Annotated in this window: 15 protein-coding genes and 1 pseudogene; 10 read left to right on the plus strand and 6 right to left on the minus strand. The window is 45.5% G+C overall.

Features of this window, described 5'->3' with window-relative positions:
* Window positions 1-158: 158 nt before the first annotated feature.
* A complete protein-coding gene (locus tag IPJ96_14535; GenBank protein ID MBK7911533.1) occupies window positions 159-1,574 on the minus strand; it encodes a hypothetical protein in 1,416 nt (471 codons plus the stop codon).
* Window positions 1,575-2,088: 514 nt separating this feature from the next.
* Here IPJ96_14535 and IPJ96_14540 point away from each other — a divergent pair.
* The 4 genes from IPJ96_14540 (at window position 2,089) to IPJ96_14555 (ending at window position 6,176) form a co-directional block, all read left to right on the plus strand.
* The gene (locus tag IPJ96_14540) at window positions 2,089-3,363 is read left to right on the plus strand and encodes an ATP-binding protein (GenBank protein ID MBK7911534.1); all 1,275 of its coding nucleotides are present in this window, start codon (window positions 2,089-2,091) and stop codon (window positions 3,361-3,363) included.
* 189 nt (window positions 3,364-3,552) lie between these two features.
* Window positions 3,553-4,626 (plus strand): tyrosine-type recombinase/integrase, encoded by a 1,074-nt coding sequence (locus IPJ96_14545; protein MBK7911535.1) that lies wholly within the window; start codon window positions 3,553-3,555, stop codon window positions 4,624-4,626.
* 52 nt (window positions 4,627-4,678) lie between these two features.
* Window positions 4,679-5,611 carry a hypothetical protein gene (locus IPJ96_14550; protein ID MBK7911536.1) on the plus strand — a complete coding sequence of 311 codons (933 nt, stop codon included), beginning with the start codon at window positions 4,679-4,681 and terminating at the stop codon, window positions 5,609-5,611.
* 7 nt (window positions 5,612-5,618) lie between these two features.
* Window positions 5,619-6,176, plus strand: coding sequence for a hypothetical protein (locus IPJ96_14555; protein ID MBK7911537.1), 558 nt, complete (start codon window positions 5,619-5,621; stop codon window positions 6,174-6,176).
* A gap of 32 nt (window positions 6,177-6,208) precedes the next feature.
* Here IPJ96_14555 and IPJ96_14560 read toward each other — a convergent pair whose 3' ends face one another.
* Window positions 6,209-6,406: a hypothetical protein gene (locus tag IPJ96_14560; protein MBK7911538.1), complete on the minus strand. Its 198-nt coding sequence runs from the start codon at window positions 6,404-6,406 to the stop codon at window positions 6,209-6,211.
* A gap of 34 nt (window positions 6,407-6,440) precedes the next feature.
* Here IPJ96_14560 and IPJ96_14565 point away from each other — a divergent pair, with 34 nt between their 5' ends.
* The 6 genes from IPJ96_14565 (at window position 6,441) to IPJ96_14590 (ending at window position 12,074) form a co-directional block, all read left to right on the plus strand.
* Window positions 6,441-6,605, plus strand: a complete 165-nt coding sequence (locus IPJ96_14565) for a hypothetical protein (protein ID MBK7911539.1) — start codon at window positions 6,441-6,443, stop codon at window positions 6,603-6,605.
* Window positions 6,606-6,613: 8 nt separating this feature from the next.
* Window positions 6,614-8,371 carry a hypothetical protein gene (locus IPJ96_14570; protein MBK7911540.1) on the plus strand — a complete coding sequence of 586 codons (1,758 nt, stop codon included), beginning with the start codon at window positions 6,614-6,616 and terminating at the stop codon, window positions 8,369-8,371.
* A gap of 47 nt (window positions 8,372-8,418) precedes the next feature.
* Window positions 8,419-8,754 carry a hypothetical protein gene (locus tag IPJ96_14575; protein MBK7911541.1) on the plus strand — a complete coding sequence of 112 codons (336 nt, stop codon included), beginning with the start codon at window positions 8,419-8,421 and terminating at the stop codon, window positions 8,752-8,754.
* Window positions 8,755-8,964: 210 nt separating this feature from the next.
* On the plus strand, window positions 8,965-10,401 hold the full coding sequence (locus tag IPJ96_14580) for a hypothetical protein (GenBank protein MBK7911542.1): 1,437 nt from the start codon (window positions 8,965-8,967) through the stop codon (window positions 10,399-10,401).
* Entirely contained in the window at window positions 10,386-10,955 is a 570-nt protein-coding gene (locus tag IPJ96_14585) for a hypothetical protein (protein MBK7911543.1), read from the plus strand. The genes IPJ96_14580 and IPJ96_14585 overlap by 16 nt, the downstream gene beginning before the upstream one ends.
* A 234-nt stretch (window positions 10,956-11,189) precedes the next feature.
* Window positions 11,190-12,074: an IS3 family transposase gene (locus tag IPJ96_14590; protein MBK7911544.1), complete on the plus strand. Its 885-nt coding sequence runs from the start codon at window positions 11,190-11,192 to the stop codon at window positions 12,072-12,074.
* A 118-nt stretch (window positions 12,075-12,192) separates the two neighbouring features.
* On the opposite strand, the gene IPJ96_14595 is transcribed toward IPJ96_14590, so the two are convergent.
* From IPJ96_14595 to IPJ96_14610, 4 genes and pseudogenes are all read right to left on the minus strand, one after another.
* The gene (locus IPJ96_14595; protein MBK7911545.1) at window positions 12,193-13,065 is read right to left on the minus strand and encodes an IS3 family transposase; all 873 of its coding nucleotides are present in this window, start codon (window positions 13,063-13,065) and stop codon (window positions 12,193-12,195) included.
* Between the two features lie 35 nt (window positions 13,066-13,100).
* Window positions 13,101-13,367, minus strand: a complete 267-nt coding sequence (locus IPJ96_14600) for a transposase (GenBank protein MBK7911546.1) — start codon at window positions 13,365-13,367, stop codon at window positions 13,101-13,103.
* A gap of 223 nt (window positions 13,368-13,590) precedes the next feature.
* Window positions 13,591-14,232, minus strand: a complete 642-nt coding sequence (locus IPJ96_14605; GenBank protein MBK7911547.1) for a hypothetical protein — start codon at window positions 14,230-14,232, stop codon at window positions 13,591-13,593.
* Window positions 14,209-14,343: pseudogene (locus IPJ96_14610) on the minus strand (hypothetical protein). The gene IPJ96_14605 and the pseudogene IPJ96_14610 overlap by 24 nt, the downstream one beginning before the upstream one ends.
* Between the last annotated feature and the right edge of the window lie 5 nt (window positions 14,344-14,348).

A 14,348-nucleotide genomic window follows, 5' to 3' on the forward strand; every position in this document is an offset into this window, starting at 1 on the left:
AATCTTACAACTGCGTTTTTTGCCGGGATACTCAAGGGCGTAGCAGCTACTGCCCTTTCGATTCGATAGCTTCATGCTAAACTACTGAAAATCAGAAATCATTATGTTAAACAAGTTGCCGAAAAGCAGGCTGGGAGCGGCTTTGAGCCATCAACCCCTTATTTCCCCGGCCCCGAAGCCTGAAAATATCGCCGATCGGCCGGAATAACGCCCCAATGATTCAAAAGCATACAGTTCAGGCGGGATTCCTCCAGGTTCCGGATCGGCCACCATCCCATGACGGGTTGGTCATCCGGCAGTTGAACGACGGGTTGGGAAGCATGCATCAGTTGGTGCAGGTAGCGTCGCTCTTCCCGGTTGAGTTTCATCAGGGAGGCATCCGCGATCGTGAAGTAAAGTATCACCACCAGCACCCCTGCTCCAGCGACCTGTGTAGCGGGTGTACGAATGAAGGCGATCAACAGCCGCGAAGCGAAAAAACCGAACCAGCCGAACAACCAGAGCATCACCGGTTGCAAGGTGTCGATGCGGACGATCAGCGGACGATACGTCCGATAACCACCAAAGGGCAGCAGGAGCAGATAAGCCAGGACCAGCAATCCTGAAGCCGTGAAAAAGTACTTCACTTCTTTTGTGAGCATTTCCTTCCTGGCGGCATGAACGTAACTGACCAGCACCACCGACAGGACAACGATCAAGGATGGATAACTGAAAAAATAGTCGGTCAGTCCCTGGAGGAGTAATCCATACCGACCGATCAACGACGGTCCGTTGGCTGGGTTTTCCGCATTGAACGAACCGAGCCAGAGTGAATAGCACGACAACACGAACCACCATGCCCACGATAGGCTCCAGCCACGGAGCAGCGGACGATCCGTCCATCCCTGCTTTTGCATCATCCAACGCTCCATCAGGTGTGCGCCGCCCAAGAGGCAGCCGATCGCGGGCGAAAGCGGACCCTGAAAGGCCATGATCACCGGCAGCAAGAGCAACAACACACGACTCATCCGCGATCGGGCAGTCCATCTTCGCTGCAGCAGGATGTATCCCGCGATGAAAGCCGAAGGAAGCGCGTAGAAACAGGTGTAGGCAATGGCCCGGTCGATCACCCCCATGCTGGTGTTGAAGCCGTAGTTCTGGAACAATGGTTCTATGCAGAACGCCGCGGCGATCCAGGCCGATGACGTAACGCGTTGGTTTCCGGCAACGAGTGAGGACAAGAAAAAGAGCAGGGAAAGTTGCACGATCAGTTTGATCAGGGAGCAGGCGGCGTACACCGCATCCACCGGATCGGCGAACGGCCTGAACCAGTCCGGAGCATGCAGGAACCACCACTGCATAGACGCGTGGGCGAAATAGCGATTGGTCGCGTAATACGGCTGGAAGTCTTTCCAAAGACCGAAACCGAACGGATCGCTCAGCACGCGCTGATAAGCTTCAGACGGCACGACGACTGAAGCGATATCACCATCCAATGGAAAACGACCGAATTGGATAAACGAATAGATGAGATCCGCCAGCACCAGCAGTGCCAGCAGCCAGGTCCAGGTGCGAATTGATCGGGAAGTGGTCATGGATAGGAATACATACACCCGGGTGCGAGCCGCTGCATTGCCATCTCGAACCTTTGCGTTAGAAATGTACGCCGAACAGGTAGATAAATCCCGCGAATAGCACGCGTTGTATCCGCAACCCTATACAGTAGCCTAAAGAAGCATCCATAGGAGCGGGAACAAATGCACGACTTAACCCGAAAGTACGCTTCCGGTTTCCTGCAGGATTCAGGCTTTGAGCAGCGGACAGTGATCAACCATATAAGCGAGGTCTGCTGTAGGTCGGGCACCTTCCAGTTCCTTACAACGGAGTTAATCAACCGGTTCAGACACATTCACGTTCCAGGATGTTGAACATTTGTTGTCAGTTCAATATAGGTATGGTAAGATCTAAAACAGGGTTCGGGCAAGTTTTGGAGAATAAGGGAAAAACGATGCAAACGCCAGGAAACGCGATAAAAATTGAAAATATGTAAGATATTATTTTACATTTTTGTAAATCACTTGACTAAAATTATGTAAATTATGCCTAAATTTGAATGAAAACATTGTCCTGATGCCATACCTTGCCCGAATCACCGACTTAGAATTAAGACGAAAATTATCCGCTTCCGGTGCTGTGCTGGTTCGCGGCGCGAAGGCTTGCGGTAAGACCGAGTCGGCCAAGCAAATTGCCGGAAGTACCCTGCGCGTTGATCAGGACGAACAGGTTCCTGCGCTGATCGATACGGCTCCCAGGCGTTTGTTATTGGGAGAGACACCAAGGCTGATCGACGAATGGCAAGCTCAACCTAAGCTATGGGACTACATACGACATGAAATCGATGACCGGCGACAACCCGGACAATTCATCTTAACCGGCTCGGCGAATCCGGAAGAGACGGTCAGGATGCATTCCGGGGCGGGGCGTTTTACCATTGTTGAAATGCGCACGATGACCTGGCAGGAACTGGGCTACTCGACCGGAGCCGTCAGTTTGGCGAATCTCTTTGAAGGAAAAAGTATTGATGTGATTGACCAGCCGACAGCGCTTGAATTCATCCTTGAACGGTTGATCATCGGTGGTTTTCCCTCCCTGATCGACAAGTCTGTACAACAGGCAACGGATATAAATCGTGCTTATGTTGAGTTGCTTGCCGAAGTGGACATGAGTCGTGTTTCGGAAATCAAACGAGATCCAAATAAAGTAAGAAGTCTACTCCGGTCCATCGGAAGAAACACCGCCACGCTTGCGGAGATCACCAGGTTAGAAAGCGATATCCGGGAAAAAGAAAGAACCTCCATCACCCGGCCGACCATTTACGATTATCTCGACGCGTTGAAGCGCCTCATGATCATCGAGGAGCAGCCTGCGTGGAATACACATATTCGTTCATCCTATTCCTTGCGTAAATCTTCCAAGCATCACTTTACCGATGTCGCGTTGGCAGTCGCCGCCCTGGGAGCCAATGAGCAATCCCTTTTAAACGATTTGCATTTCACCGGCTTTTTATTTGAATCACTGGTCACCCACGACTTGCGGGTCTATGCACAGGCTAACGATGCCAAGGTCTATCATTACCGGGATTCCAGCGGATTAGAAATCGACAGTATCGTTCAAAAATACAATGGAGATTGGTGTGCATTCGAAATAAAACTGGGGAGCGGACAAATTGAGGCAGCCGCGAAGAATCTCCTGAAGTTTGTCTCGATCCTTGATACTAAAAAGATTGCGCCACCGAAATCGCTCAACATCATTACCGGAACCGGGATCAGTTATACGCGAAAAGACGGCATTCATGTAATATCGCTTGGGTCATTGGGCGTTTAACGACAAAAAGGGAAAGGCTGTGCCGCCAAAAGAGGAAACGCTTTTAACCCCGCATGCTACTTTCGATCTACATGCAGCAAAATCATCGCATCACGGCACCCAATGCCGCCCGGTTAGTAGGCTGTTCAAGGCAGGCCTGTCCTTTTGCAATATTGATCCATCCGGATTCGTTGCCCGGAAAAACTCAAGATGGCTTCTCGACCAGGTGCCGCTCAACTGCCATTAGTACAGGCATTCGAGCAATTTATCCATGAGAGCGCTTCTGGCTTGCGGCGCAAGCCCGATGGCACCAAACTACTTACCGGTAGTGTCCAGAATTACCGTGCCACCCTGGAAAAGATCAAAGCCTTCCAAATCGAGTGCGGTACCGATTTGTTGTTACACGACCACCATCGGCTCAGTCTCAAGCAGGTGGAGCGTGAAAACGCTCGTTGGAAAAGGTTCATCCGACGATTTTCTGAATTCCTGAGAAGGCACAACGTCCGATCCGATAATTATCTCGGCTTTCATTTCAAGCATCTGAAAACATTTTTGCGCTACCTGGAGGTGGCGCACGGTTGGGAGTTGGGTAATATTCCCCGGCTGTTCTTCGTGCGCAAAGAACCCGTACCCATCGTTGTGGTGCCGTTACATCGCATCCGTTCCTTGCTTCAGGATCACGGACTGTTGCAACGCCTCAGCCCGGAACTGCGACAGGCCCGCGACATCTTCCTGGTCGGTTGTTCTACCGGTTTGCGGGTGTCCGATCTTTTGTCACTCCAACGGTCCAACCTTGAGCAGACCGGTTCGGCTACCTACCTGGTTATTGCCAGTCGTAAAACCGGCTCATTGCTTCGAATCCCTCTACCGGCGTATGTTCTCGAGATCTTTCGCCGGTACCGTTCAAGAGGAATCCGTCTCTTACCCCACATCAGTAACTCCTGTCTGAACAAACGTCTAAAACTGCTGGGAGAGGCTGCGGGCTGGACCGAACCACACATCCTTTGGCGAAACCGTGATGGCCGCCCGCGCATGGTCTTTAAAGACCCAACCAACAAAACTCACTTTCGATTCTGTGACCTCATCACCTCCCACACGATGCGCAGAAGCGCCATCTCCATGCTACTGGCCAGCGGCATGGCCGAACACCTGGTGCGCAAAATCTCCGGCCATGCACCCAACAGCGCCGAATTCTTCCGGTATGTGGACATCAGCCAGGACCAACTCGATACGGAAACTTTGAAATTCTACGCCCTCTTAGAGGAAAAACCAGCCTTGAATTGATGGAATATGATCGAAAAATGTATCTTTCCCGGGTCTTTTCGATCAGCGTATCATGCTTTCGATCAACTACTTATACGGTTTTGATTATTATCCCTTCGGGATGTTGATGCCTGGAAGGAACTACAATGCTTCTGACTACCGATTCGGACACGGTGGCCAAGAGAAAACGGATGAAATATCTGGTGTAGGAAACCATTACACAGCACTATTCTGGGAAATGGATCCGCGAATTTTGAGAAGGTGGAACCAAGACCCTAAGCCGAACCCTTCCATATCTAATTATGCCATTTATGCCAATAACCCGATCTGGTTTGTAGATGTATTGGGAGATACAGCATATCAGTTTAGGCTGGACGGTTCATTCTTTAGAAAATTTGATGATGGCAAAAAAGACGTGATTGGTCAGTTTTTTCAAACATCCACTTCCAATTATGATAAGGACGGAAACTTAACCTCTTACACATATAGTGACCCTGTAAACTTCACGTTCAATGATTTGGATTTAGACAGGGAAGCTATTGTAAGCGGAAGCATGAAAGCAACGTTAATTACGGAAAATGATATTGACGCTGCAATGGATTTTAATGGGGTTAAAACTCCAGAAGCCCAAAATAGTCCATGGACCTATATTGAAAGGGAAAGCAGACCAGTAGGTGACGAATCCATTCTGTCAGGCAAAAGCACTGGGTTGTTGGATCATTACTCAACGAGCCCCATTGTTAAAAGTGGATACCTTCACGTGGTTAAACCTGCTTCTGGAAGCACGGGTTTTGGAGCAGGGTATAATGATATGGATTTTGGAAATTTCCTTTGGGGACACTCAGGGAAAATGTTAGGCTTCTCTCTTATTACTCTTAAATCAACAGCCCATCTTAATAATGCTGTTAATGGCCGATCTGATAACCCAGGGAAAGATGTGCCTTTATTAGATGCAGAAGCCGATCAAAGAGCAATAAAAGGAGGTTACAATTATCCTGTTAAATAGTGATCCTATGGTAAAACTCCTAAGTTTATTCATGTCTCTGTTGTCGGTGCTTTGCTCTTGTAATAGTCAAACAACTGTGGAAGAAACCGAGAAATATAAGTTTATTGACAGCCTTTCTTTAGATGACTTGGAAACGTTGAGAGGTGTAAATATTGCTGTTAGAAACAAAGAAGATGCGGCATACTCTTTTGGGATATTGCTAAGAGACATTTACTATCGAATACCAGCCTATGATACCTTGAAAGAAAGAGAAATAATAATGAACCCGAATTGGTATGATGTGGTGAAGTATGCAAAAGCTAATAATGTTGATAGTACGCAGGCGTATGTTTTTGTCAAGATAATCAGTGATAAAATTACTTCCGTATTTCATAGGGCAAACGTTTACAGCATCAAACAGGATGCTTCTTTAGGCGACTTTGTAATTTTTGAATTGAGTAGTCCAGAAATTGATAAGCCTAAAGAGAAAATTATTTGCTTATATCCCTCTGGTGAGATAAGACACCAATACTGGAAAGATTATTTTACAAAGGCAGAAAAGATTAAGGACGGTTGGTATAAATAGAATGCGAAAACTGGCCTGTCCGGAATTTTTCCTTATTCCGAATACGCCTTTTTCATTTTCCTGTCTCTGAGGAAAGCATCCACCATCTCAAAGACGTGCGCCTTGTCCGCTTCGTTCAGCTTCTGAACATCCTGCAGGCGTTTTAGGGTTTTCTTATCCAGCTCCACGGAAGTTTTACCGAGCAGGAAATCCAAGCTCACCTCCAGCACATCGGCAATTTTAGAAGCCACTTCCTCGGATGGTTTTACTTCGTCCCGTTCCTACTTGCCTACTGGCTCAGCCAATCCGCAATTCGGACGTGATGCGTTCTCCTATTCGCTGGGTTATCACGATGGCGACTACGAGCCGATCGGACAAGTTTCACCGGTGGCCGGCAACTTCAACGAGGGAACTCACTATACAAATATTCATACCGGTACGACCAGCTGAACCGGCTGGTGGGTAAACAAACCTATCACAATTGGTGGAACCGGGCCGACAACCTCTTCGTGACCGGAGGGACGCAGGACAAGCGTTACGATGAAGGCTTGTCGTATGATCCTAACGGGAATATCCTGGAATACCTCAGAAATGGGGTGGACGAAGCACCCATGGTCCTGGATATGGACAGCCTCCATTACCACTACGATGCAGGCACGAACCGGCTGAACCACGTCACAGACGGGGTAAATTCGGCCAATTATGCCGAAGACCTTGATTCTCAATCGCCGAATAACTATACTTACGATGGCAACGGCAACCTGACCGGGGATGTCTCGGAGGGTTTGACGATGTATTGGAACAATTACGGCAAGCTGGATTCGTTGAAGAACACGAACAAATCAATCGCCATGAAGTTCCGCTACGACCCGATGGGCAACCGGATCGAGAAACGATTGTACCATCTGGACGGCAGCGGATCGGTTATTCGTCAGAGCGCCACGCACTATGTACGGGACGCGCAGGGAAATCCGTTGGCGGTATATGATCTCTTGGGCGGAGATACCATTGTCCTTAGCGAGTTTAATTTATACGGCACTAATCGCCTGGGCATGCTGACCACAGCGGATACGTTAGTATGTGCAACCTGCACCACCGCGACGGCTCCATCTGTCTACCTGAGTCCTGTGGGAAATAAACGCTATGAGCTGAGTAATCACCTCGGTAACGTCATGACAGTCATCAGTGACAAGCCGGTTCCGATCGATACGACCAGTGATGGATTGTGGGATTATTTTAATGCTTCCATGATTTCTGCGACTGATTATTATCCCTTCGGGATGGGGATGCCGGGAAGAGTCTTATATGCTGATAATTATAACTATGGTTTTGGATCCCACGAAATTCTAAAAGAAGTTACAGGGACAGGTAATCGGGTAGACTTAGGTGATCGATGGTTAGATGTAAGATTGGGAATATCAAATAAGCCAGATTTTAAGGCGAGCAAGTTTCCTGATACTTCTCCTTATTCTTATTCATCAAATAGCCCCATCCTCTTTATTGATCCCGATGGTATGGAAGTAAAGGCATATTCCTCTGCTTCACAAGCTCTAGTATTAAGAACACTTAACTATGCTTTTGGTAACCAGCATGGTTTTAGTTTTGTCAATAATGTACTAATTCACAGTGGCGTTTTACCTAAAGATATAACACCACAGCAAACGCTTATATTTCACTATATCAACGAAATATTAGTCAAATCTACAACTCAAACATTAATTACGGTAAACTCATATACATCTGCCCGCATTGATGCTGAAGGCAATTTGCAAATCGGAGGCATAGTTAATGATGGAGAGGCAATGACATTTAGTTATAGTTCGTCAAAGAGTATAGGAAATAATGAGTTAGGCAATTTGCCATTGATTTTAGCCGTCACTCCATCATCCAATGAGATTGTTATTACGCCGAAGCTAATATCAAACGGAATTTCTTTGGAAACGGAAGCTGGAACTAGAATTTTTGGCGATGATCATGCTACACTACACGAGTTTGGTCATGCTATAGTAAATACAATAATGACAGAGTTTAATGGAGAGTTTAATGGTATTAAGTTTGATGCAATGACTAAGCAGCAAAGAAGCGATTGGGCAATTCAATTTACAAATACTTTGTTACAATCTTTACAGAGTCCATTGGAAACAGGTGTTGGACAGCATGGTAAAACGCGAAGTCATAAAAGTAATAATAATGAAGTTCTACCGCTGATAAAGTAAGATGCATGAGACATATATTTATTATTTTACTCATCTATACCATTACAATGAGCAGTAAAATATTTGCTCAGGATAATGAAGAGATTGTTATTAAATCCTTGTTGTACTTTAACGAAAAATTATCGCTACATCTAGAATTAATGGGGAAACCTATATTAATATCTTACAACAATAACGAATATATATTTAATATGTTTGTGAATCAAAAGGAATTGCAACCACTGGAGAAGTTACAATTCAAGTATACCCTGAAAAAGGTAGAGAGTAGTAAGTATGAGTTTGCATTAAATGTTGTGTCCGTATACAATGGCACATTTAGAGTGAATGAAGATGATTCAAAAAAACTAATTCGAAGTGTATCATATGTTGAAAGTCTAAAATAAGGGACTATCAGATTAGAAATAAATTTATTTATATTTCCCCAAAAATCTAGCTAAGAGAGCAAACTTTTCTAATTCGTACATCATTCGAAGCAACATTTTTTGAAATGCGCTATATATATGATGGAAGCCATTTCAAATATCCTTTAGCAATAGGGCCTCCATTACCACTACGATGCAGGCACGAACCGGCTGAACCACGTCACAGACGGGGTGAATTCGGCCAATTATGCCGAAGACCTTGATTCTCAATCGCCGAATAACTATACTTACGATGGCAACGGCAACCTGATCGGGGATGTCACGGAGGGTTTGACGATGTATTGGAACAATTACGGCAAGCTGGATTCGTTGAAGAACACGAACAAATCAATCGCCATGAAGTTCCGCTACGACCCGATGGGCAACCGGATCGAGAAACGATTGTACCACCTGGACGGCAGCGGATCGGTTATCCGGCAGAGTGCAACGCATTACGTGCGGGACGCGCAGGGAAATCCGTTGGCGGTATATAATCTCTTGGGCGGGGATACCCTGGTGGTGAATGAGTTCAATCTCTATGGAAGCAACCGGTTGGGTATGCTTACGACTGCTGATACGCTAGTATGTGCAACCTGCACCACCGCGACGGCTCCATCTGTCTACCTGAGTCCTGTGGGAAATAAACGCTATGAGCTGAGCAATCACCTCGGTAACGTCATGACAGTCATCAGTGACAAGCCGGTTCCGAGCGATACGACCAGTGATGGATTGTGGGATTATTTTAATGCTTCCATGGTTTCTGCGACTGATTATTATCCCTTCGGGATGGGGCAACCCGGAAGGTCGTTTTCTAGTGCAGATTATCGGTTTGGTTTTAACAGTCAGGAGAAGGTGGGTGAAATAGCAGGTAGCGGTAATCACAACACCGCTTTATTTTGGGAATATGACACGCGATTAATACGAAGATGGAATATTGACCCTGTGGTAAAGTCATGGGAAAGTGGCTACGCAGTTTTTGCAAACAATCCTATTTCTTTTGTTGATCCTTTCGGAAGCGATTCAGCATACTTCTTAGACCAACAAGGAAATCCCGATAATAAGAGGGTTTATACAGCGGATGTGTATATTGTTAAAGACGGCAACGTAGTTGGTCACTACTCAGGGAGCACTTTTCCTAACGACGCTTCTAGGCATAACACTGTTCAGTCAGGAGAATATAATTACAATAATAAAGCCGGACATAAGGGCGGCACAAAGAAAGGGTTAAATATTGTCAATGAAAGAGGAGTTCGTGAAGCTCCTGGCACTGACCCTAATGGGAATGATATTACAATGATCTATGTAAATATTCATTCTGGTGTTCCACCAGAAGATGACCCCGCTGGACTAAATAGACAAAATAGAGGATCAGAAGGTTGTCCAACAATTCACCCCTCCGATGCGGAAGCTTTTTTTGGCAATTTTAATTGGACAAATACTAATCAAACAACAGGAAATAGTACCGGGACGGTGATTATAATGCGAAATCCTTCGTCGCAAGAAAATTTAAAACAGGTACTTGAAACGAAGCTATTATTGTATAGACAAAGTTTACCAACTAATGAAGGATCTGAAATTAAGCTTGATAACCAGCAGCGTAATACTTTATCGATATGGCAAACAAAATAGATCATGTTTTTGCATTTTCTGCAATCCTAATACTATTAAATCCAATCAAATCATTTTCTAAAATAGATAGCTGCGATATCAATTTATTGATTGAAAAACAAATAATATATTTAACTAATGCCCCTAAATCAAATTACGATTCCTTGATATATTTAATGAGAATAAACACTATTGATAAAGTAAGGGAATGTTATTTTCCTAAAAATGATTTTCAGCAGAACTTATTATTCCATCTTATTGACTCCTGCTATGAAAGAAGTAAATCAGATATTAATAGTTTAAGCTTCTTGATTAGTCTGTATTTGAGCGAAATGTACAACATTGAACTTAGAGAATATGTAGCAAGCATTATTCCATATGCAGTTATTAATAACCCGCTTAATTACGTATTACTTTATAATCGTTTAAAATATGATGAAAGGCAAATTATTAATGGAACATTTGTGTACTTAAAAAAAGAATCCGATATTAAATATTTAATTGATCGTTTAGATTCAATAATATTAGATGTTAATATATTAAGAGAGAAGATAATATTAGAGATAAATAAGTGATGTTATGTTGTATCCCTCCCCTAATTCGGACTGCATTCGAAGTTACATTTTTAGTTAATGTGCTGTAGATCGGAAGTATTCCGGTATGGAAATCTCCGAGTTGAAGCGACTCAAGGAAATGGAGCAGGAGCTGGCCCAGTTTAAACGAATTGTGGCGGATCTGACCCTGCAGAACCGGGTATTAAAGGATGCGATCGAAAAAAAGCTCTGAGGCCTGCACAGAAGCGGGAGCTGGTGGATTATGCCAGGTCCAGATACAAGGATCTGAGTCTGCGGCAGGCCTGTCGCATCTTCAATATCAGCAGTTCGGTCTACTGCTATCATCCGCTCAAACGCGCGGATGATAGTGCGGTTTATGATCGCCTGGTCGGTATGGCAGAAAAGTGGCCTACCTGGGGGTTTTGGAAGCTGAACCACCGGCTAAGGCTGGAGGGTAGTAAACTGAATCATAAGCGTGTTTATCGGCTCTACAAGGAAGCCCGGTTACACCTGCGTCGCAGAACCCACAAACGTGTTCCGGCCCGTATCAAACAGCCCTTGCTTCAGCCATTGGTCCCTAATCTGAACTGGAGCATGGACTTCATGCGCGATACGCTCTGGATCGGAAAACCCTTCCGGACGTTCAACATCATCGATGACTTCAACCGGGAGGCCCTTAACATCACCATATCCAAAAGCATTACCAGTGAACGGGTCGTAAAGGAGCTGACAGAACTGACCCAGTGGCGGGGCCTGCCGTCTTCCATACGCGTGGACAACGGCCCGGAGTTCATTGCACAGGCGCTGAAGGAATGGTGCGAGCATCCTTCCAGGAATATCGAGCTGATCTTCATTGAAAAGGGAAAGCCGAGCCAGAACGGATACATTGAACGGTTGAACAAAACCTTCCGGGAAGATATCTTGGACTCCTACCAGTTCGAAGAAGTCTCTCAGGCTCAGGCGTTCGCCTATGAATGGATGTGGATGTACAACAACGAAAGACCCCACGAGTCGCTCAACAATCTTCCGCCAACCCACTTCCTGTTGAAATATGGAAAACTCCATCCCCACCCACGGGGCTATACCGAGTTTCCCACATTTCAACAGGACATTAACACAGACAACTTTTTATATATTTGAGTGTAGCTGAAATAGGGAAGCCTTCAACTTCAGTTATCCTTTAGCAATAGGGCCTCCATTACCACTACGACGCAGGTACGAACCGGCTGAACTGAAGGCTTCCCCTTTTCAGCCACACTCAAAGATATAAATTGATGTCGGTATTAGTGTCCTGTTGAAATGTGGGAAACTCGGTATAGCCTCGCGGGTGTGGATGGAGTTTTCCATATTTCAACAGGAACTGTGTTGGTGGTAGTTCGTTGAGTGATTCGTGCGGTCGTTCGTTGTTGTACATCCACATCCAGCGATGAGCGTACTGCTGTACCTGGGGGAGTTCTTCAAATTGATAAGCGTCCAGAATGTCCTCCCGGAAGGTCTTGTTCAGTCGTTCAATGTAGCCGTTTTGGCTGGGTTTGCCTTTTTGGATAAAGTTCAGCTCGATGTTGCGTGCAGGATCCTCGCACCAGTCCTTAAGTGCCTGCGCAATGAACTCAGGCCCGTTGTCGACGCGGATCGACACGGGTAGTCCCCGCCATTCTGCCAGTTGATTCAGTTCCTTCATCACGCGTTCGCTGGTGATGCTTTTTGCCACGGTTATGTTGAGCGCCTCGCGGTTAAAATCATCCATGATGTTAAAGGTGCGGAAGGGTTTACCGATCCACAGGGTATCCCGCATAAAATCCATGCTCCAGTTCAGGTTCGGCATCAGGGGTTGAAACAAGGGTTGTTTGACGCGCTCCGGGACACGCTTACGGGTCCTGCGCCTAAGAAGCAGGCGGGCCTCTTTGTATAGCCGGTAAACACGCTTGTGATTGATCGTACAGCCCTCCATCCGTAGACGACTGTTAAGCTTCCAATAGCCCCAGGTGGGCCATTTAGCTGCCATGTCAACCAACTGATCGTACACCGCTGCATCGGCCTCCTTCTTCCGGGGCTGGTAGCGGTAAACCGAAGTGCTGATCTGTAACAGGTCACAGGCCTGCCGCAGGCTTAGTTCCTTGTAGTTGGCCAAGGCATAGCCTACCAGCTCTCGCCTTTGGGCAGGCCCTACAACTTTTTTTCGATCACATCCTTTAGCACCCGGTTTTGAAGGGTCAGGTCGGCCACGATTCGTTTGAACTGCGCCAGTTCCTGTTCCATCTCCTTGAGCCGCTTAAGTTCGGAAACTTCCATCCCCGAGTACTTCCGCTGCCATTGATAGAACGTCGGCTGGCTGATACTGTGCTCCCGGCAGATATCCGCCACCTTAACGCCTTGTTCATACTGCGCCAGGATGGCCACAATCTGAACCTCTGTGAACTTTGATTTTCGCATACGCTTTACGAATTTGGTAGTTTAGAGCGTAGCTGTTTTTGGGGAAGCCTTCAAGCAAATCTTCATTATTTGTGATGGATATCGATTTGCTTGAAAGACTATATGAAATAATAAAGCTGCCAATGATTAAACAAACTGAATTCTCTATCGTGATGGATGCCTACCTTCGGGATTAAAGAACCAGTTTTGCGTATAAAAAGTAAAAAGTTAGGGTTTGACTAATTCAATATTTTGGAAGTTTCCGTGTATAGGAACTTTTTCCATCTTTAGCCACTTTAATCACTAACGTATCGCTCAACGTAGTTGATGTAAGGGTATCTTGAATCCGGGCGATGTGCAAGATGTACAGGTCGTTTTCAGGATTTTGCTGCCGGCTGTAATTTACCCGGTTGAACTCATCGGGGTTGTAGGTTTTTTCGTTTTTTGCATGCGCCTGTAATAAATCCCAATCGCTTACTGTTACCTCCGTTTTACAGTTGGGGGGATCGGATACAAGTAATTCTACGCTAAACTCTTTTCCTAATGGATATTCCTTTTCCTGTACCCAACTGTAAATAAGGTCTCCATCGTATTTTTCAGGCTTCCCAAAACTGTCGTATTGAATGATATACATTAATTCTTCATGGTAATTGTTCGCTCTGTAATATTCCAAAGTGCCATCAGAGCGGTATGTGATTCCGTTCCTGTATTTATTATTGATATAAGTCGACAAGCCATAAATGTTTCCATTTTCATGATATTCATAGCGTTTTCCATGGAACTTGTTGTGGGTTATTTGTGCAGAATCTTTCAATATACCACTGGGATAAAAATAGCGGTATGTTCCGTGCTCAATACTGTCATTAATATATTCCTGTTCTTTCATCAACTTACCGTTTTCATAATGCCACTGGCGTATACTAATGGGTGATTTATCCACATGCTTACAACCGAATAAAACAACATAAGCCATTATACATAACCAACACTTGTACATGCTTA

The sequence above is a fragment of the Bacteroidota bacterium genome, from assembly GCA_016713765.1.
In the GTDB taxonomy this organism is placed as follows: Bacteria; Bacteroidota; Bacteroidia; order AKYH767-A; family 2013-40CM-41-45; genus Pollutiaquabacter; species Pollutiaquabacter aromativorans.